This is a genomic window from Streptomyces sp. NPDC006265 (genome assembly GCF_040613555.1).
Lineage (GTDB): Bacteria > Actinomycetota > Actinomycetes > Streptomycetales > Streptomycetaceae > Streptomyces.
On record NZ_JBEXSH010000059.1, the window covers coordinates 1 to 19,456 of the forward strand.

The window sequence follows — 19,456 nt, forward strand, 5'->3', positions numbered from 1 at the left end:
GTCGCTTCAGACGCACAACCCGGCGATGACGGCCCCCAAGGTCAGCAGGAGAAGGGAGGCCGACCGTGCTGACCGGAGTCCGTGAACAGCTGGGCCAGGCCCTGTTCCGCCGCGTCGCGGGCCCCGGCGGATCCGCGACCCGTGCCCGTATCCACCACACGCCCGGCCCGCGCTGGTTCGGACCGGACCGGCCGATCCGCACGGTCCACGGCGACGCCTCGATGTTCATCGGCGGGCTGACCGCCCTGCTCTTGCAGTCGTTGCATCCGCTCGCGATGGCTGCGGTCGCCGGTCACTCCGGCTTCCGCGGCGACCCGTGGGGCCGTCTGCAGCGCACCAGCACCTTCCTGGCCGTGACGACGTACGGCACCGCCACGGACGCCCGGGAGGCGGTCGACCACGTGCGCGGCATCCACGAACGGATCCGCGGCACGACCGCCGGGGGTGTGCCGTACCACGCGGCCGACCCGCATCTGCTCGGCTGGGTGCACGCCGCCGAGACGGACAGCTTCCTGCGCGCCCACGAACGCTACGGGGCCCGGCCCCTGGACGGTGCCGGCTACGACGCCTACGTCGCCGACACCGCACGTGTCGCCGAGGCACTGGGGGTGGTCGGCCCGCCGCGGAACCGCAGCGAACTGGCCGAGCGCCTGACCGCGTACCGGCCCGAACTGCGGGCCACGCCCGAGGCCCGTGCAGCCGCCCGCTTCCTGCTGTTCCGGCCTCCCCTGCCCCTCGCCGTACGGCCCTTCTACGGCGGGCTGGCCGCGAACGCCGTCACCCTGCTCCCGCCCTGGGCACGCGGCATGCTGTGGCTGCCCCGGGTCCCGGTCGTCGAGGGCCTCGCCGTACACCCCACCGGCCGCGCCCTGACCCGGACCATCCGCTGGGCCATGACCCCGGCCCGGGAAGCCTGAACCCACGGCGTCCGCCGAGCACCGGCACGCTCAGGGCTGCCACCCCAGCGCCCGCGAGATGCCGCGCGCCGCCACCCGCACCGCCGGACCCAGCACCGGAACCTGGGCGTCCGCGTGGGGCACGACGATCGACACGGCGGCGGTCACCGTGCCGTCCGCGCCCCGCACGGGGGCGGCCACCGACAGGGCGTCCTCGGTGACCTGACGGTCGCTCACCGCCACCCCCGACCTGCGCACGTCGGCCAGCACCCGCCGCAGTCGCTCCGGTTCGGTGATCGTGTACGGGGTGAAGGACGCGAGGTCGCCCTCGCAGTACTCCTTCTGGAACACCGGGTCGCCGTGGGCCAACAGGGCGAGTCCGACCCCGGTGGCGTGCAGTGGCCAGCGGGCACCGACACGGATGTGCACGCCGACCGCCGACCGCCCGGACAGCCACTCGATGTAGACGACGTCCTGGCCGTCCCGCACGGCCAGCTGCACGTTCTCGTGCGTCGCCTCGTACAGGTCCTCCAGATACGGCAACGCGATCTGCCGCAGGGCGAGGCCGCGCGGGGCCAGGGCGGCGAGCTCCCACAGCCGCAGCCCGACGTGGTAGACGCCGGCCTCGTCCCGCTCCAGTGCGCCCCACTCGGTGAGCGCGCCCACCAGCCGGTGCGTGGTGGTCAGGCTCAGCCCGGCCCGCCGGCTGATGTCCGTCAGGCACAGCGCCGGATGCTCGTGGTCGAAGGCCGCGAGCACGGACAGCAGCCGGTCGGGCGCGGTGGGGGCGGTCACGGCCGGGCGTCTCCCGGGTGGGCGAGATCGTAGGGGCGGGGGTAGGTGCTCGGGCGGTACGGGAGGTAGCGGGGCTCGGCCGTCGGGTCCTCGGCCCTCGCGCGGGAGTTGAGGGCGCCGGGTGAGGCGTCCCAGCGGCCGGTGTCCAGGCGGTGCTCCAGGGTGTGCAGGGCGGCCAGTGTCTCGCCGGGGGTGAAGGTGCAGTGGCCCGGGGCGTCGACGTATGCCTGGCGGAGGAGCCCGGCGGAGCCCGCCGCCGTTGCGGCCCGCCGGTAGGCGCTCTCCGACTGCACCGGGATGAGGGCGTCACCGGTGGTGTGGATGTTCAGCTGGGGGTCGGTGAGGCGGCCGGAGAGCACGCTGGTGCCGCGCATCCACCGCACCGCCGTCGGGTCGGCGGAGATCCGGGGTGTTTGGCCCAGTGCCGAGAGGTCGGTGCGCAAGGACAGCCCCGCCTCCCTGTAGAGCTCCGTCACCTCTTTGTACAGCGGGGACCGTACGAGTATCGAGCGGTAGTCGACGCCCGTGTTCCAGGAGGGGTTGCCGCCGGCTCTGCTCTCGGCCTCCTGCCGCCAGCTGAACGCGGGCAGTTGGAGCAGGTCGCGGACCGCGGAGTACTGGTTGGACTGGGCTGTCTTCCAGTCGGTGGGGCCCGGCTCGGTCTGCGAGGGGTCGTTGTGGCCGGGGATGTTGTGCAGGGCGGCGGCCAGGGCGATCCGGGCCCTGCCTTGCGGGGTCTGCTGGGCCGCGTCGACCTTCGAGGTGAGCGCCTTGCCGGCGGCGACCGCCTCGGCCTGGTCGGCGAACCCCGCGAGCCGGACACCGGAGTCCGGGGCGAGCAGGGTGCGCAGCGCGAACACCGGGTCCAGGGTGCTGTTCCAGTTGGCGACTCCGCCCTGCACCAGTCCGCACATCGACAGCGATGCGTCGAACCGGTCGGCGTGCCGCTCGGCGAGCATGCCGGTGACGAAGCCGCCGTACGACGTTCCCCAGGCGAGCGTCCGCCCGGCCGGGCCGAACCTCTCCGTGAACAGGTCCAGCGTGGCGAGCTGGTCGGGCACCGCCTCGCCGACGGCCCAGCCGTTCGTGGCGTACGAAGAGCCGATCAGGGCGTAGCCCTCGGCCAGCAGCTTGTCGCGGGCGGCCGGACCGGGTGTGTTCTGGGCCGGGTTGGGGGCCCCGGCGGGGGTGTAGCCGTGGCTGTAGAGCAGGACCGTGCCGTTCCAGGACGCGGGGACGTCCATCATGTACGCGGCGCCGGAGGGGAGCCGGCCCTCCAGGTGGGTGCCGGTGGCGGCGGCCTGCGCGGGCAGGGCGGTGGCGGCCAGGGACAGGCAGGCGGTCACCAGGGCGAGGCGGATCCTCAACGCGGGGTCCCTTCCAGGGCGGCGGGGGCTGCGGCGGCGGAGTCGAGGGCGTCCGTGTGGGTCTCGCGCAGCCGCCACACGGTGACCGCGGTGATGGCGGCGCCCGCGCACAGCAGCAGGGACACCGGAGTGCTGCCGCCGCCGTAGGAGGCCAGGAGGCCGCCGGCGATCAGCGGGGAGAAGCCGGCGCCGATCAGGGTCGCGCCCTGGTAGCCGAGGGAGGCGCCGGTGTAGCGGACGCGGGTGCCGAACATTTCGGTGAGCAGGGCGCCCAGCGGCCCGTACATCGTGGACTGGGCGACGCCGTGGCCGAGCGCCAGGGCGAGGATCAGCAGGCCGGGGGAGCCGGAGTCGACCAGGGCCAGCACCGGGAAGGCGAGCGCCGCCGAGCCGACGGCTCCGGCCAGGACGACGGGCCTGCGGCCGACGCGGTCCGACAGCGCGGACGCCATGGGCAGGACGACGAGGGCCACGCAGGAGGCGACGGTGACGGCGGTCAGCACCTGCGGGCGGGTGTACCCCTCGTCGACGGCGTAGGAGATCATGAAGCTGGTCAGCAGGGACTGGGCGGTGAAGGCGCCGATGCCGACGCAGGCGGCCAGCAGCACCGGCTTCGGGCGGCGCAGCACCTCCACGATCGGCGGCCGGTCCACCGGCTCGCGCCCGGCCTGCGCGAACAGCGGGCTCTCGGCGACCTTCAGGCGCACGAACAGGCCGACGCCGAGCAGCACGATGCTCAGCAGGAACGGCACCCGCCAGCCCCAGGAGCGGAACTCGTCGTCGGGCAGGGTGGCGACGAGGGTGACGACGCCGGCCGACAGCACGGAACCGAGCGGGGCGCCGAGCTGGGTGAAACTGGACCACAGGCCGCGCCGGGACCCCCGCGCGTGCTCGGCGTGCTCGACGACCATCAGCATCGCGCCGCCCCACTCACCGCCGATGGCGATGCCCTGCACCACGCGCAGGGCGACCAGCAGCACCGGCGCCCAGACGCCGATCGTGTCGTACGTCGGCAGCAGGCCGATGAGGAAGCTGCCGGATCCCATCAGGACCATGGTCAGCAGCATCATCGACTTGCGGCCCAGCCGGTCGCCGAAGTGCCCGAACACGATGCCGCCGAGCGGCCGGGCGAGATAGCCCGCGGCGAAGGTGCCGAACGCCGCGACCGTACCGACGGCCGGATCGGCCCGCGGGAAGAACAGCTCGCCGAAGACGAGCGCGGCGACGGTGCCGTAGACGAGGAAATCGTAGAACTCGACGGTCGTGCCGAGCAGGCCGGACACGGCGACGCGGCGCAACTGCCGTGAATCTGGGGAGGGTTGGGGGGCGGGCGGGGATGGCTGCACGGTGGGCTCCCTGGGGACGGGGCGCGGTTGGTCCGTGAAGTTATGCATCCATCGTGCAGCCGTCAATCATTTGCACAACATCAGTTCAGGCCGTCCTCCGCGATCCGCAGCAGCAGTGCGTGCAGGGACTCCCGCTCGGCCGGGTCCAGCGGGCCCAGCAGTTCGCCGGTCACCCGCAGGCCGGCCTCGTCGGTGTCGCGGAGGAAGCCGCGGCCGCTCTCGGTCAGGACGACGATCCGGCTGCGGCGGTCGTCCGGGGAGGGGCGGCGCTCGGCGAAGCCCAGCTTCTCCAGGTCGTCGACCAGGCCGACGATCGCGCTCGGGTCGTAGCCGAGCCGGGTGCTCAGTTCGCGCTGCAGGGCGCCGTCGGCGCCGGCGAGGAAGCGCAGCACCGCGTAGTGGCGCAGGCGCAGGCCCGACTGTTGGAGGCAGGCGTTGAAGAGCTGTCCCGAGCGCAGGCCCAGGCGGTACAGCAGGTAGCCCGTGTCGGCGTGCAGGCCGCGCATCCACGGCTCGTGGGCGTCGATGGGCTTCGCGGTGACGTTCTCGCGTGTGATGGCGGGCTCCCTGGGCTCGGTGCTGCTTCCTGCTGATTCCAGCATCCCGCACCCATAGGTAAGCAACAACTATTGACGTCAACAATTATTGCTCTTAGCTTCGATCTCGCAGTCGAACCCGTGCGACTGGCAGTCGAACCCGTGTGAAGGGACCCGCTCGTGCCCAGCATCGATCTCTCCGGCAAGGCCGCCGTCGTCACCGGCAGCGGGCGCGGCCTCGGCCTCGCCTACGCCCACGCCCTGGCCGCCCACGGCGCGTCCGTGGTCGTCAACGACATCGACGAGGCGGTGGCCGAGGCGGCTGTGAAGTCCATCGTGGAAGCCGGTGGCAGGGCCGTCGCCGAGGTCGTCCCGGTCGGCACCTCCGAGGCCGCCGAGCGGCTGGTGAACCGCGCCGTCGAGGAGTTCGGCCGGCTCGACGTGCTCGTCACCAACGCGGGCATCCTGCGTGACAAGGTCCTGTGGAAGATGACCGACGAGGACTTCGACGCGGTCCTCACCACCCACCTCAAGGGCACCTTCACCTGCGCCCGCGCCGCCGCCGTCCGGATGCGCGAGCAGGGCGAGGGCGGCTCGCTGATCCTGGTCGGCTCCCCGGCCGGCCAGCGCGGCAACTTCGGCCAGACGAACTACGCCGCAGCCAAGGCCGGCATCGCGGCGATGGCCCGTACCTGGTCGATGGAGCTGGGCCGGGCGGGCATCACGGTCAACGCGATCGTGCCGGTCGCCGCCACCGCGATGACCGAGACCATCCCGGCCTTCGCCCCGTACATCGAGGCCATGAGGAACGGCGAGCCGCTCCCGGACTTCCTGCGCAAGGGGGAGGGCTTCGGCACCCCCGAGGACTGCGCGGCCCTCGTCCCGTTCCTCGCCTCCGAGGCCGCCCGGGGTGTCACCGGTCAGTGCGTCGGCATCGGTGGCGACAAGGTGGCACTCTGGTCGCATCCGCAGGAGATCAGGGCGGCCTACGCCGACGGCGGCTGGACCCCGGACACGCTGGCCGACGCCTGGCCCACCTCGGTCGGTGCCGAGCTTCAGTCGGTCGGCATCCCGGCGCCGAAGTTCCCGGAGGCGTGATGAATCCCTCGATGAACGTCGACGACCTGGTCGCGATCGACGTCCACACGCACGCCGAGGTGTCCTCCCAAGGACACTCCTCCCTCGACGACGACCTGCACGATGCCTCCTCGGCCTACTTCAAGGTCGAGGGCAAGCGGAAGCCGACCCTGGAGGAGACTGCCGCGTACTACCGCGAGCGGAACATGGCCGCCGTGATCTTCACGGTCGACGCCGAGTCCGCCACCGGCACCCCGCCCGTCCCCAACGAGGAGGTCGCCGAGGCGGCCGCCGCCAACGCCGACGTCCTCATCCCCTTCGCCTCCATCGACCCCTTCCGGGGGAAGGCGGGCGTCAAGCAGGCCCGGAGGCTGGTCGAGGAGTACGGGGTGAAGGGCTTCAAGTTCCACCCCAGCATCCAGGGCTTCTTCCCCAACGACCGCGCGGTGGCGTACGACCTGTACGAGGTGATCGAGGAGACGGGCGCGATCGCCCTCTTCCACACCGGGCAGACGGGCATCGGCGCCGGGGTCCCCGGCGGGGGCGGGATCCGGCTGAAGTACTCCAACCCGCTCCACGTGGACGACGTGGCGGCCGACTTCCCGCACCTGAAGATCATCCTGGCGCACCCGTCCTTCCCCTGGCAGGACGAGGCCCTGGCCGTCGCCACACACAAGCCGGGCGTGCACATCGACCTGTCCGGCTGGTCGCCGAAGTACTTCCCGCCGCAGCTCGTGCAGTACGCGAACACGCTGCTGAAGGACAAGGTCCTCTTCGGCTCGGACTTCCCCGTCCTCACCCCCGACCGCTGGCTCGCCGACTTCGGCAAGCTGACGATCAAGGACGAGGTACGGCCGAAGATCCTCAAGGAGAACGCGGCCCGCCTGCTCGGGCTGACGAAACCGTAAGGGGCGTGACATGCGCAACGAGGGACTGGGGTCGTGGCCCGCACGCCGGGCCCGCAAGACCCCGCATCGCACCGCCCTGATCCACGGCGACACGTCCACCGACTACGCCACGCTGTACGACCGGACCACCCGCCTCGCCCACGCCCTGCGCGCCCGGGGCGTGCGCCGCGGCGACCGCATCGCCTACCTCGGACCGAACCACCCCTCCTACCTGGAGGCCCTCTTCGCGGCCGGCACGCTCGGCGCGGTCTTCGTCCCGCTCAACATCCGCCTCGCCGGCCCCGAGATCGCCTACCAGCTCGCCGACTCCGGTGCACGGGCCCTCGTCTACGGCCCGTCCTACGCCGGTCTGGTCGCCGGCCTGCCCGGCAGCACCGACGTCCGCGTCTACCTGGAGGCCGGCGCCGAGTACGAGGCGGCCGTCGCCGAGGCGGCCGGGGAGCCGATCGACGAACCGGTCGGCGCCGACGACACCTGCATCATCATGTACACCTCGGGCACGACCGGCCGCCCCAAGGGCGCCATGCTGACCCACGGCAACCTCACCTGGAACGCGGTCAACGTCCTCGTCGACACCGACCTGATCGCCGACGAACGCGCCCTGGTCTCCGCCCCGCTGTTCCACACGGCGGGCCTGAACATGCTGACCCTGCCGGTCCTGCTCAAGGGCGGCACCTGCGTCCTGGTCGACGCCTTCGACGCGGACGCCACCTTCGACCTCGTCGAACGCCACCGCATCACCTTCATGTTCGGCGTGCCGACGATGTTCGACCAGGTGGCCCGCCACCCGCGCTGGCCGGACGCGGACCTGTCCTCGCTCCGCATCCTCACCTGCGGCGGCTCCCCGGTCCCCACCCCGCTGATCGCCGCGTACCAGGAGCGCGGCCTGACCTTCCTCCAGGGCTACGGCATGACGGAGGCCGCCCCCGGCACGCTCTTCCTCGACGCCGAACACGCCGTCGGCAAGGCGGGCTCGGCGGGCGTGCCGCACTTCTTCAGCGACGTCCGCGTCGTCCGGCCGGACCTGTCGCCGGTCGACACCGGCGAGGTGGGCGAGGTCGTGGTGCGCGGCCCGCACGTCATGCCCGGTTACTGGGGGCTGCCCGAGGAGACGGCCGCCTCCTTCGCGGACGGCTGGTTCCGCAGCGGGGACGCCGCCCAGGTCGACGAGGACGGCTACGTCCACATCGTCGACCGCATCAAGGACATGATCATCTCGGGCGGCGAGAACATCTACCCCGCCGAGATCGAGGACCGGCTCCTCGCCCACCCGGACATCGTCGAGTGCGCGGTGATCGGGGTGCCGGACGACAAGTGGGGCGAGGTGCCGCGCGCGGTCGTCGTGCCCCGCGAGGGCGCCGCTCTCGACCCCGACGAGGTGCTCGCCTCGCTCGCGGGCCGCCTGGCCAAGTACAAGATCCCGAAGTCGGTGGTCCTCGCGGACGAACTCCCGCGCACCGCCTCCGGAAAGCTCCTCAAGTCCCGCGTCCGTACCCGCTACGGCAACCAGTAAGGATCCGCATGAGCATCACCGTCAACGGCCTCGACGAACTCAAGAAGCTCGCCGGCAGCGACCTCGGCACCAGCGAGTGGATCGAGGTGACACAGGAGCGCATCGACACCTTCGCCGACGCCACGGGCGACCACCAGTGGATCCACGTGGACCCCGAGCGCGCCAAGGAGGGCCCCTTCGGCGCTCCCATCGCGCACGGCTACCTCACGCTCTCCCTCTTCATCCCCCTGTTCACCGAGCTGCTGGACGTCCAGGGCGTGACGACGAAGGTCAACTACGGCCTCAACAAGGTGCGTTTCCCCTCACCGGTCAAGGTCGGCTCCCGCATCCGCCTGACGGCGCAGCTCGCCGAGGTCGAAGAGGTGCCGGGCGGCGTGCAGATCACCGTCGAGGGCGCCATCGAGATCGAGGGCGGCGCCAAGCCCGCCGCGGTGCTGCAGAGCCTGTCGCGGTTCTACGCCTGAGGACGCGCGGGCACCAGCTCCAGAAGGCGTTCCGAGGCGTCGCGGGCGAGCGGTGAGAGACGTTCGTGCACGGTCCGGAACGTCTTCTCGGCCTGTTCGGCCGGCCAGTCGTCCGGCAGGTGTCCGACGGGCAGCCGCGGGTCGCGCCGGACGATCTGCAGCCACTCCGTCTGCAGCCGCAGGCGCAGCACGAGGGCGTCACCGGCGTCCGGCAGGCCGTCCTCCCAGGGCTGCCAGCGCCCCACGAACCCCTGGTAGCGCCCGGCCAGGTCGGACAGCTCCCAGGTCTCCTCGATCATCTGGCCGATGTCCGTGCCGGTGTCCGCGTGCGCCCGGAACACCTTCACGTGGGCGGACAGGCCGAGCTCGGCCACCAGGGCCGACACGTCGACCTGGCCGGGGGCGATCCACAGGCCGTTGAACAGCGGGCCGAAACCGCTCCAGGTCAGCTGGGAGCGCAGGTCGTGGCGCCGGCGCTGCCAGGACTCCGGCAGCGAGAAGCCGAGCAGCGTCCAGGTGCCGTCCCAGTGCCGGTTGACGGCACCCGTCTGCCAGATGCGCTGCTCGCCGTCGCGCAGCACCGCCTCCGAGCGTCCGGTCAGCCCGAAGTACATGCGGCGGCCCTCGCGCTGCCGGCGCAGCAGGTCACGGCCCACCATGCGGCTCAGCGTGGAGCGCGTGGCCTGCTCGCCGACCCCGGCGCGGGCGAACACGTCGATGACGCTGCCCGAGTACACGCACACGTCGCGGCCGAGCACCTGGTCGCCCAGGAACGTCAGCATGAGGGACTGGGGCCGCAGCGACTCTTCACCGGTCACGCGGCCCACCGTACCTCCGCCCGATCAGTCCGTGACCTGCTGGTACCCGGAGGTCAGGACCCCTCGACGTCGACGAAGACGGGGTTGGAGTAGAACCACGTGTCCGCCCACGGGTCACCGTCCCCGGGCGCGTGCGGCACCGGCCCGTGCGGGTCGACCGATGCGCCGAGGCAGCCGGGGCCGTTGCGGTTGCCGTCGCTGCCGCGCAGCCGGACGTAGAAGGACTCCTCGCCCGCGGTCAGCGGGATGCGCAGGGTGTAGGTGCCCTTGCGGCCCGAGACGTCCTTCGACGCGGCGACCCGGGTGTCGGGCGCCATCCAGGTGTCGCGGTCGGCGACCGGGCCGCGCACCGCCCCGCGGACGACGTCCACATGCGCCAACCCGGGCAGGATCCCCTGTGGGTTGGGCCGCGAGGCGGTCGTCACCGTGACGTTCAGGGTGAGCTTCTCGCCCTTGCGTACCCGCAGCCGGCCGCCGAGCGTCACGCCCCGGCCCCGGTCGCGGTCCCGGGCCAGGCGGACGTCGAGCCCGTCGAGCAGATGCCCGTGGTCCAGCCAGACCCGGCCCGCACGCATCCCCGCCATCACCGCGCGGTAGCCGTAGCGGGTCACGCCCACATGGGTGCGGCTGAACTGGCCGGGCCAGAAGTCGCTGCCCGGCTGCGGGGTGTCCGTGTTCACCGGGTCGGGCAGCTTGCCGGTGGTGTCGAAGCTCTGTCCGGGCTGCCAGTCGCCGTTCTTCCAGGTGTCGAAGACGATCCGGTGGGCGTCGGAGTTGGTGGTGACCGAGAACAGCCGGCCCTCGGCCAGCATCGAGTCCCACAGGCCGCCGACGGTCGCCGTCGCCCAGTCGAAGCCGCCGTACGTCAGGTAGGCCTCCGCCGGGTAGCCGGGCCAGGACTGCGCGGACGGCTTGTTCTCGTACTCACCCCGGATCGATGTGGCCCCCCTCCAGCCGGGTATGGCCGCGCCCTGGGCACCGGGCGCGCCCTCCATGCCGATCATGATCTCGGGCGCCGCGTCCCGCCAGGCGCGCATCTCGTGCGGGGAGTCGATGCCCAGGCGCATGGGGTGGTTGGCGAGCACCAGCACGTCGTCGACGTAGCCCGAACGGCGCTGCTGCGCCAGCCACTTGATCCCCTTGACCGCGTGCGCCTCGTTGCGGGCGGTGTCCGCGTCGGCCGGTCCGCCCTTGTCGTAGGCGAGGAGCTTGCCGTCGTAGGCGCTCTCGAAGCGGGTGAGCAGGTCGACCTCGTGCCGGCCGGGTGCGGTGAACACCGTGCAGTGCTCGGCGGCCGGGATGTACCACTCCAGGCCCTGGAAGATCAGCTGACGCGGGTTCTCGGCACGCGCCTTGAGGATCTCCTCGTGTTCCAGGGCGGCCCCGTGGCCGGCGTGGCCGAAGTTGGAGTGCTCGGTGAACACCATCCAGTCCAGGCCGTACTTCGCGCCCGCGGCGGCCAGCTGGGAGAACGTGTACTTGGCGTCGTGGCTGTACACGGAGTGGATGTGGTGGTCGCCGACGAGGTAGGCGAGGCGCGGGTCCTCGCCGCCCAGCCGTCTGTCGCCGGCGGCCAGGGCGGGAGTCCGGGTGGTCGCCGCCGAGCCCAGGGCGAACGCGGCGCCGAACAGGCCCGCGCGGCGCAGGAGCCCACGGCGGGACACGCCCTGCGGATCGAGGGCGGCAGGGGAGACGGACGGATCGGCCCAAGTGGGCAGTTGCTGCTCGGTCATGATCGACAAACCCTTCGGGATCTCAGTGGTTCATGAAGGAGGTGACGGGCAGCGCCCGGGCGACGATCCGCACGTCGCCGAGCCGGCCGTGGAAGATCTGGTCGATCGTCCCGCCGTACTCGTAGCCGCCCAGCAGCCACGGCAGTCCCACGGACGTGATGCCTACGGAGGGCGCCTTGGGGTTGCGCAGCACCGGACAGCCCTCGACGTACAGCGTGGTGTGCTTGCCGTCGTTGACGACCGCGAGGTGCCACCAGGTCTCCAGCGGCGTCTCCTGGCCCCAGTTGGTGGCGATGCCCAGCTGGTTGAGCGGGCGCATCGCCCACTGCGGTTCCCGGTCGTTCGACAGCGACAGCGTGGCCAGCGGCTCGTCCGGATCGTCGGCGGTCTTCCCGGCGGCGGCGCCCGTGCCCGTGCGGGAGACCAGACCCGACCAGGCGTTGTGGCCTGGGTCCCAGTCGGCGGGCAGCCGGTAGAACGCCTCGAGGGTGTAACCGTCCTTGAACGTCGCCGCGTTGAGCGGGGCCCCGTCGACCGTCTTCAGATACGCGCCCTTCAGCGGGGACTTGAAGCCCTCGAACTCCAGGCTGCCGTGGCCCGGCTGGTCGGGGTGGTGGTCCGCGGACCAGCCCAGCGCGCCGCCGCCGACCGCGACGAGGGAGAGGTCGTTGCCCCGCCCGGACAGGTCACGGACCGTACCGCTCGTGCCGTCGACCGGCTTCTCGAAACGCCAGTACGCCACCGTGCCCGGGACGAGCAGCTTCGAGGCGGGCCGCGCCGGACGGGCGGGCACGGGCGCGATACCGGAGAAGCGCCGCTCGAAGTCGATCTCGACGGAGAACCGGTCGGCGTCGCCGCTCAGCTCCATCTCCTGCCGCTCCAGCTCGTTGATCCCCTTCTCGGCCCGGCCGAGGATCCAGGGCGAGACCGTCTCCACGTCGATGACGCCCCGGTCCAGGTCGAAGCGGTAGAGGCGGATCATCGCAGCGCCGCCGAAGTAGCGGTTCTGGTAGTTCGTCAGATGCAGATGGACGTCGTGCCCGGCCGCGTTCTTCCGGGTCGCGCGGGCGGCCGGCCAGTAGTGGCCGTTGAGGGTGAGGAAGATCTGGTCGTGGTCCTCGACGAGCTGGTCCCACAGCCGCTGCCCGTGGTCCGACAACGTGTCGTCCTCGACGACCAGTTCGTGGGTCGTGAGGATCACCGGCGTCTTCGGGTGCTTCGCCAGCACGCTCTTCGCCCACGCGTAGCCCTGCGGCGACAGCCGCCAGTCCAGCGCCAGGACGAGCCACTCCCGGCCGCCCGCGGTGAACAGGTGGAAGGAGTTGTAGCCGTCCGGGGAGGCCCCGCCGAACGTCCCCTGCCCCTCGAATCGCTGCGGCCCGAAGGCGTCCAGGTATGGGGTGCTGCCGCGCTGGTCGGTCGTCGGCGACTTCACGTCGTGGTTGCCGGCCAGGACGCTGTAACCGATGCCCCTCCGGTCCAGCAGCCGGAACGCCTCCCCGATCGCGGCGAACTCCTCCTTCGCGCCGTTCTGCGTGAGGTCACCGAGGTGGGACAGGAAGACGATGTTCTCCTCCCGGCCGTGCTCCAGCAGATAGCGCAGCGAGGCCTCGACCGGCGCCTTGTCGATGCTCGGCCCGTCGAAGAGGTACTGCGTGTCCGGCATCACCGCGAGGGTGAAGCGGCGGCTGTGCGGGTCGGGGCGCCACGTCGAGGCCGCCGCCCCGGCGGTGACGGCCGGCAGTGCGGTCACCGCCGCGGCGGTCGCGCCGAGCAGCGCCGTCGCACGAAGGAAACCGCGTCGTCCGGCACCGGCCTGGGGCGTCTCGCCCGGGTCGTGGTCATGCGAAGTGCACACGGGTGCTCCATGGGGTGACTGAGAGGGGAGGAACTCAGAGAACGCGCAGTGTCCAGCTCCAGCGGTGGACGCCCGCCGCGACGAGGTGGGAAGCGAAGGTGTCGGGCCCGCACGAGGCCGTGCCCAGTCCACGGTGCGCCGCGTCGATGTGCACCACGCACCCGGCCCGCGGCACCAGTTCGTCATGGTGCGCCACGGCGGTGAGATCGGCGGCGCGATGCCGGGTCACGGAGACCTGGCGGGCCCGGTCCAGCCGCACCGTGAGGCCGGTGGCATCGGGCGCGGACAGCGTGAACCGCCGTACGCCATGCCGCCCGCCGCTCTCCTGCGGCCGCAGATAGGGCGTGAACAGCTCGTCCACCGGGAGGCGGTGGTGGCCCACGGGCGGGCCCGCGGCCCGGTCCGGATACGACTCCCAGGGGCCCTGCCCGAACCACTCCAGCAGGTTCAGCCCGGCGACCGTTTCGAACACGGTCCCCACCCGGGCCACGTCGTGCAGCGCCTCGGGCAGCTCGGCACTCTCGTCGACGATCAGCCCGCCCGCCACGGCGGTCAGCACCTGCTCGTGCCGGACGGTCCCGCCGGCGCAGACATAGTCGGACACGACGGCGACCCGGCCGGGCGACCGCCGCACGGAGACGACCTCGCGGGTGGGCGCCTGAAGCCCCCAGTCCCGCCAGCGGTCCGCCATGCCGCCCAGTACGTCGTTGTCGGTCGGCGCCCGCCACAGCGACAGGGTGGGCGCGGCCGTCAGCAGCGGATGGACCAGCAGCCCGTCCTCGTCGACCTCGACCGTGCTGTCCGGGACCCGGGTGTGCGCCGGCGGGTGCGCCGCCCGCAGCCGGACCTGCGGCAGGCACACCACGGTGCCGCGCGGTGCCCACGGCTCGTCCCCGGCCGTCGTCACCCGCAGGGTCAGCCACGCCTCGCCGCCGTCCTCCGGCACGGCGAACGGCAGCGGCACCGCGGCTGACTCACCGGGCCGCAGAACGGGCAGCTCGGCGGGCGCCGTCAGGGTGGCGCCGTCGATGAGGGACAGCTCCCACTCGCCGGACAGCCACTCCAGGCCCCGGAAGTGCTGGTGGTTGCTCAGGACGACGCCCTCATGCCGGAAGCACTCGATCCGCACCGGCGCGGCGATCTCCCGGTGCTCGAACATCACCGGCTTGGGGGTGCGGTCGGGGAAGACGACCCCGTCGGCGATGAAGGCGCCGTCGTGGTCCGTCTCGCTGAAGTCGCCGCCGTACGCCCAGCGGTGCCCGGGCGCGGCGACACCGTTGTCATAGAGCCCGGCGCCCCCACGCCCGGCAGGTCTGCCGTCGTTCACACGCTGGAGGATGCCGTGGTCCCAGAACTCCCAGATGAATCCGCCCTGAAGACCCGGGGTGGCCTCGATGGCCGCCCAATGCTCCGCCAGTGTGCCGTTGCTGTTGCCCATGGCGTGCGCGTACTCGCACTGGACGAGCGGCTTGGTCTGCGTGCCGGACAGGGCGTGCGCGAGGCACTCCTCCAGCGGGGCGTACATCGGGCAGGCGATGTCGGAGGCCAGGTCCGGATCCGCCCAGCCACGCTTGGCCGCGCCCTCGTACTGCACCGGCCGGGTCGGGTCGTGCCGGCGCACCCAGCCCGCCGCGGCGTCGTGGTTCGCCCCGTAGTCGGACTCGTTGCCCAGCGACCAGACGATGACGGACGGGTGGTTCTTGTCCCGCAGCACCATCCGTGCGACCCGGTCCACGAACGCGCCCAGGTAGCTCGGGTCGTCGGCGATCTCGTGCGCGTGGTCGTGGGACTCGATGTCGGCCTCGTCGACGACGTAGAAGCCCAGCTCGTCCGCCAGGTCGTACAGGGCCGGGTCGTTCGGGTAGTGCGCGGTGCGGATCGCGTTGAAGCCGAACCGCTTCAGCAGGACGAGGTCCGCGCGCATGTCGTCGTACGTCACCGTCCGCCCGGTCAGCGGATGGAAGTCGTGCCGGTTGACGCCTCGGATGAACACCCGCTCGCCGTTGACCAGCAGGTTCCGCCCGACGATCTCGACGTCGCGGAAGCCGACGCGATGCCGGGAGGTGTCGGCGACCGTGCCGTCGGCGCGGTGGAGGCGGACGGTCAGGCCGTACAGCTCGGGCGTCTCGGCGTTCCAGGTGTGGACGTCCGGCACGACGGCGCGCAGCCGGGTCTCGCCGAGGAAGTCGGAGACGCGTTCGTCCTCGGCGTTGGCCCGGTCGAACTCCGCGTCCTGCGTGAGCAGCCGCCCGTCCAGCTCCCCGCTGACGTACCAGCCCTCGGGCAGCGCCCCGCCCGCGTTCCGCACCCGGCACTCCACCAGCAGATCGCCGTCCCGCCCGGCCCGCACGGTCACGTCCGCGAGGTGCAACGGGTCGACGGCGTACAGCAGCACCGAGCGGGTGATCCCGCCGTGCCACCACTGGTCCTGGTCCTCGATGTGCGAGGCGTCCGACCACTTCACCACGGCCAGGCGCACGGTGGCCCGCTCCCCGGGGCGTACCAGGCCCGTCAGATCGAACTCGGCGGCCAGGTGCGAGTCCTTGGAGATCCCGGCGGGCCGCCCGTCCACGTGCACCAGCAGTACGCTCTCGGCGGCCCCGACCTGGAGCACGATCCGCCGCCCGGCCCACTCGGCCGGCACGTCCACCTCACGCTCGTACACCCCGGTCGGGTTGGCGGCGGGCACGTCCGGCGGGAACTCGGCGAACGGCATGCGGATGTTCAGGTACCGCGGGAGGTCGTGGGTGCCCTGCATGGTCCACACGCCGGGCACGTACGACGACGACCAGACCAACCCGAGCGGGGCGTCCGGCGCGGGCAGCAGCTGGAAGCCCCAGTCGCCGTCGAGCGGGACGGCTCCGGGGCGCCGGTCGACGGCGTTCATCGGCAGCCGGCGCCAGGAGGTCACCTCGGGGGCCGCCCAGGGGCGCAGGGCTGTCAGGGGATCGAGGGGTGCGTCGTTCATGACCATTCCGAAGTCGGTGCGGTGGGCCCGGGCAGGACACGGCCCTGCAGCCCCCAGGCGGGATCCACGGGAATGCCGAGACGGTCCAGGACGGTGGGTGCGATGTCGATGAGGCGGGGTGCGTGGAGCCGGGTGCCTCCGGGCCGGGCGGGTCCTCCCGGTTCGGCGAGGACGACGAAGACCTCCCGCTCGGCACGCGAGTCGCCGCCGTGGCCCCCCGAGTCGAGGTGCCCGTGGTCCGTGGTGACCAGCACGGTCCAGCGCTCCTCGGCGCGCCGGGGGTCCGATGCCCGGGCGCCGATGGCCTCCAGCAGCCGCCCGAGATGGGCGTCCTGGGCGAGGAGGGCCCGGTCGTAGGCGGGGGAGAGGGGGCCCGTGTCGTGACCGGCCTCGTCGGTGGCGCCGAAGTACACGAACAGCACGTCCGGGTCGGACGTGGTGAGCCAGCGCAGTGCGGTGCGGGCGACGCGGCGGTCCGCGGTCTCGTAGCCCCTGGATTCGCCGTTGTGGCGCACACGGCGGCCGATGGCCCGGCCCAGGGTGCCGCGGCGGACCAGGGCCGGCCAGGACACCGCGGCCGCCGTGCGCAGTCCGGGCCGGGCGCGGGCGGCGCGGGTCAGGAAGTCGGGGTAGCGGGCGTAGTCGGCGCCTTTGAAATCGTTGCCGGTGACCCCGTGCCGGTCGGGCCACACGCCGGTCAGCACGCTCGACCAGCCGGGGCCGGAGTCGGTGCAGGCCGTGCCGGTCGAGGACTCGTCGTCGGCCCGGCCGTAGGGCAGCAGGCTCGTGCCGACGGCGCCTGCGGCCATCAGGGCGTGCAGCACGGGTGCGGTGGAGGGGGACCGGGTCAGGCGGTCGTAGCGCAGGCCGTCCATGCCGACGACGAGGACCTTGGCGCGTCGGGCCTCGGTATTGACGTCCGTCACGGGTGTGCCCTCTCTTGTGTGACTCCTACGAGCTGGGGATTGACTGCCGGCTCTTGGCTGCGCGCCCGTTGTGGCCGGTCGCGCCCACGCGGCGGAGCCGCACATCGATGCAGCCCCGCGCCCCTTCGCGGGCGCGTCAACTGCCCTGCACCGCGCCCTCCGTGGCCCCCGCGATGAACCCGCGGGCGAAGAGCGTGAAGACCAGGACCAGCGGCACGGACGCCATGAGCACGCCGGCCATGACCATGCTGTAGTCGGTGGTGTGGCCGACGTGGAGCTGGGCCAGCGCCACCTGGAGCGTGAGGTGGGTGGGGTCGTTGAGTACGACGAGCGGCCAGATGTAGTCGTTCCAGGCCCCGACGAAGGCGTAGATGGCGAGGAAGGACAGCGCGGGCTTGATCATCGGCAGCACGATGTTCCAGTACTGGCGGAGGAATCCGGCGCCGTCGATGCGCGCGGCGTCGAGCAGTTCGTCCGGGACGCCGTTCTCGATGTACTGGCGCAGCCAGAAGATGCCGAAGGCGTTGGCGAGGGCGGGCAGGATCAGCGCCTTGAGCGTGCCGACCCAGCCGATGTCGGACATGAGGATGAACTGCGGGAGGACGGCCAGCTGGAGCGGCAGCATCATGAACCCCACCAGCATCGCGAACAGCACCTTGCGCCCGGGGAAGTCGAACTTGGCGAAGACGAACGCCGCCAGGGAGTCGACGAACAGGACCAGGACGGTGGTGACGGTCGCGACGACGAGCGTGTTCAGCATCGACCCGAAGAAGTCGACGGTGTCCAGCACGTGCCGGACGTTCTCCAGCAGGTGGGAGCCGAAGGTCAGCTTCGGCGGGCTCTTGTAGATGTCCTCGGTGGTGTTCGTCGCCATGACGATCGTCCACACGAACGGGAAGACCGAGATCAGGACGGCCAGGACGAGGACGATGTGCGCGGTCAGGCCCTTGGGGCGCCGGGACCGCCTGGGGACCACTGCGGTCATGGCTTCCTCCCGCGCTGGACCAGACGCCAGTTGACGACGACCAGCACCATGATCAGTACGAAGAAGGCCCACACGATGGCCGCGCCGTAGCCGTAGTCGTTGTTGACGAAGGCCGACTGGTAGAAGTACAGGAGCGTGGTCAGGCCCGCCTGACCGGGGCCGCCGAGGTTCGGGTTGGCGGCGTTGCTGCCGAACAGGACCTGGGGTTCGCTGAAGCTCTGCAGGCCGTTGATGGTCGAGATGATGACGGTGAACAGGATGATGGGCCGCATGATCGGCATGGTGATCTGGAAGAACGTGCGGATCGGCCCGGCGCCGTCCAGCCTGGCCGCCTCGTAGATCTGGGTGGGGATGGCCTGGAGACCGGCCAGGTAGATGATCATGTTGTAGCCGGTCCACATCCAGGTCATCAGCAGCGCGATGACGAGCTTGATCAGCCACGGATTGCTCAGCCACGGCACGGGCGAGATCCCGACCGTGCCCAGGATCGCGTTGACCAGACCGAAGTTGTTGCTGAACACCGCGCCGAAGAAGATCGACACGGCCACGATCGAGGTGACGTTCGGTACGTAGAGGGCGATGCGGTAGAAGCCCTTGAACCGGCGGACCGAGTGCAGCAGCGTCGCCAGCACCAGGGCGCCGAACAGCGTGGGGACGGTGGACAGCACCCAGATCACCAGGGTGTTGCGGATCGACAGCCAGAAGACCGGGTCGTCCAGAAGGAACCGGAACTGCTGCAGTCCCACGAACTGCACGGTGCCCAGGCCGTCCCAGCGCTGGAAGGCGAGGTACAGCGAGTAGAAGACCGGGAAGAACGAGAAGACGCCGAAGATCAGGAAGAACGGCGAGATCGCGAGGTACTGCCGCCAGTGGGACAGCACACCGCGACGCTCTGGCCGCACGGCCCCCGCGGGCGCCGTGCGCCGCGGGCGGAAGCGGGCCGGGCCCGGACCGCCGTGGTGCCGGGGCACCGCGGCGGAACCGGTGACCGGAGGCGACGACACCTCAGTTCACCCCCTGTCGCCGGGCGACCTGCTTGGCCTGGGCGACCGCGTCCTTCCAGGCGTCCTCGGGCTTCTTGCCCTTGGCCTCGATGCTGGACAGCTCGGTCATGAACGGAGCCATGACGGCGGCGTCGGCGGGCGCCTCGTAGCTGGCCGGTATGGCCTTGGCGGCCGGGCCGAACACGTCGATGACCTTCTGCCCGCCGAAGAAGGGGTCCCCGCCCGTCATGGCCGGCATGGCGTAGGCCGCCGGCGCGGCGGG

16 protein-coding genes and 1 pseudogene are annotated in these 19,456 nt (G+C 71.8%); 5 read left to right on the forward strand and 12 right to left on the reverse strand.

What is annotated here, in order from left to right:
- The first annotated feature begins 65 nt into the window (after positions 1-65).
- Positions 66-917 (forward strand): oxygenase MpaB family protein, encoded by an 852-nt coding sequence (locus tag ABZ281_RS08035; RefSeq protein WP_356653251.1) that lies wholly within the window; start codon positions 66-68, stop codon positions 915-917.
- Between the two features lie 30 nt (positions 918-947).
- Here the strand turns inward: ABZ281_RS08035 and ABZ281_RS08040 are convergent, their stop codons facing one another.
- The 4 genes from ABZ281_RS08040 to ABZ281_RS08055 all read right to left on the reverse strand — a co-directional run bounded on the left by ABZ281_RS08040 (position 948) and on the right by ABZ281_RS08055 (position 4,910).
- A complete protein-coding gene (locus tag ABZ281_RS08040) occupies positions 948-1,691 on the reverse strand; it encodes an IclR family transcriptional regulator (RefSeq protein WP_356653253.1) in 744 nt (247 codons plus the stop codon).
- On the reverse strand, positions 1,688-3,058 hold the full coding sequence (locus tag ABZ281_RS08045) for a prolyl oligopeptidase family serine peptidase (RefSeq protein WP_356653255.1): 1,371 nt from the start codon (positions 3,056-3,058) through the stop codon (positions 1,688-1,690). The genes ABZ281_RS08040 and ABZ281_RS08045 overlap by 4 nt, the downstream gene beginning before the upstream one ends.
- Positions 3,055-4,404: an MFS transporter gene (locus ABZ281_RS08050; RefSeq protein WP_356653257.1), complete on the reverse strand. Its 1,350-nt coding sequence runs from the start codon at positions 4,402-4,404 to the stop codon at positions 3,055-3,057. The genes ABZ281_RS08045 and ABZ281_RS08050 overlap by 4 nt, the downstream gene beginning before the upstream one ends.
- Positions 4,405-4,484: 80 nt before the next feature.
- Positions 4,485-4,910 carry a MarR family transcriptional regulator gene (locus ABZ281_RS08055; protein WP_356653277.1) on the reverse strand — a complete coding sequence of 142 codons (426 nt, stop codon included), beginning with the start codon at positions 4,908-4,910 and terminating at the stop codon, positions 4,485-4,487.
- Positions 4,911-5,120: 210 nt separating this feature from the next.
- Between ABZ281_RS08055 and ABZ281_RS08060 the strand changes: the two genes are divergently transcribed.
- The 4 genes from ABZ281_RS08060 to ABZ281_RS08075 are packed head-to-tail and all read left to right on the forward strand — an operon-like array spanning position 5,121 to position 8,902.
- Entirely contained in the window at positions 5,121-6,038 is a 918-nt protein-coding gene (locus ABZ281_RS08060; RefSeq protein WP_356653259.1) for an SDR family oxidoreductase, read from the forward strand.
- Between the two features lie 11 nt (positions 6,039-6,049).
- Entirely contained in the window at positions 6,050-6,925 is an 876-nt protein-coding gene (locus ABZ281_RS08065; protein WP_356653279.1) for an amidohydrolase family protein, read from the forward strand.
- 10 nt (positions 6,926-6,935) lie between these two features.
- Positions 6,936-8,438 (forward strand): long-chain fatty acid--CoA ligase, encoded by a 1,503-nt coding sequence (locus tag ABZ281_RS08070; protein ID WP_356653261.1) that lies wholly within the window; start codon positions 6,936-6,938, stop codon positions 8,436-8,438.
- Between the two features lie 8 nt (positions 8,439-8,446).
- Positions 8,447-8,902, forward strand: coding sequence for a MaoC family dehydratase (locus ABZ281_RS08075; RefSeq protein ID WP_356653263.1), 456 nt, complete (start codon positions 8,447-8,449; stop codon positions 8,900-8,902).
- On the opposite strand, the gene ABZ281_RS08080 is transcribed toward ABZ281_RS08075, so the two are convergent.
- The 8 genes and pseudogenes from ABZ281_RS08080 to ABZ281_RS08115 form a co-directional block, all read right to left on the reverse strand.
- Positions 8,893-9,720 carry a PaaX family transcriptional regulator C-terminal domain-containing protein gene (locus ABZ281_RS08080; protein WP_356653265.1) on the reverse strand — a complete coding sequence of 276 codons (828 nt, stop codon included), beginning with the start codon at positions 9,718-9,720 and terminating at the stop codon, positions 8,893-8,895. The two genes, ABZ281_RS08075 and ABZ281_RS08080, sit on opposite strands and share 10 nt — an antisense overlap.
- Positions 9,721-9,773: 53 nt before the next feature.
- Positions 9,774-11,453 carry a PHP domain-containing protein gene (locus ABZ281_RS08085; RefSeq protein WP_356653267.1) on the reverse strand — a complete coding sequence of 560 codons (1,680 nt, stop codon included), beginning with the start codon at positions 11,451-11,453 and terminating at the stop codon, positions 9,774-9,776.
- Between the two features lie 22 nt (positions 11,454-11,475).
- The gene (locus tag ABZ281_RS08090; RefSeq protein ID WP_356653269.1) at positions 11,476-13,311 is read right to left on the reverse strand and encodes a LamG-like jellyroll fold domain-containing protein; all 1,836 of its coding nucleotides are present in this window, start codon (positions 13,309-13,311) and stop codon (positions 11,476-11,478) included.
- A gap of 34 nt (positions 13,312-13,345) precedes the next feature.
- The gene (locus tag ABZ281_RS08095; RefSeq protein WP_356653271.1) at positions 13,346-16,279 is read right to left on the reverse strand and encodes a glycoside hydrolase family 2 TIM barrel-domain containing protein; all 2,934 of its coding nucleotides are present in this window, start codon (positions 16,277-16,279) and stop codon (positions 13,346-13,348) included.
- Entirely contained in the window at positions 16,276-17,154 is an 879-nt protein-coding gene (locus ABZ281_RS08100; protein ID WP_356653281.1) for an alkaline phosphatase family protein, read from the reverse strand. The genes ABZ281_RS08095 and ABZ281_RS08100 overlap by 4 nt, the downstream gene beginning before the upstream one ends.
- Positions 17,155-17,341: 187 nt before the next feature.
- Positions 17,342-18,190, reverse strand: coding sequence for a carbohydrate ABC transporter permease (locus tag ABZ281_RS08105; RefSeq protein WP_356653273.1), 849 nt, complete (start codon positions 18,188-18,190; stop codon positions 17,342-17,344).
- Complete coding sequence (locus tag ABZ281_RS08110) at positions 18,187-19,071, reverse strand: sugar ABC transporter permease (RefSeq protein ID WP_356653275.1); 885 nt, start codon at positions 19,069-19,071, stop codon at positions 18,187-18,189. Before ABZ281_RS08110 ends, ABZ281_RS08105 begins: the two co-directional genes overlap by 4 nt.
- Before the next feature lie 124 nt (positions 19,072-19,195).
- Positions 19,196-19,456, reverse strand: a pseudogene (locus tag ABZ281_RS08115) (carbohydrate ABC transporter substrate-binding protein); the annotation flags it as partial.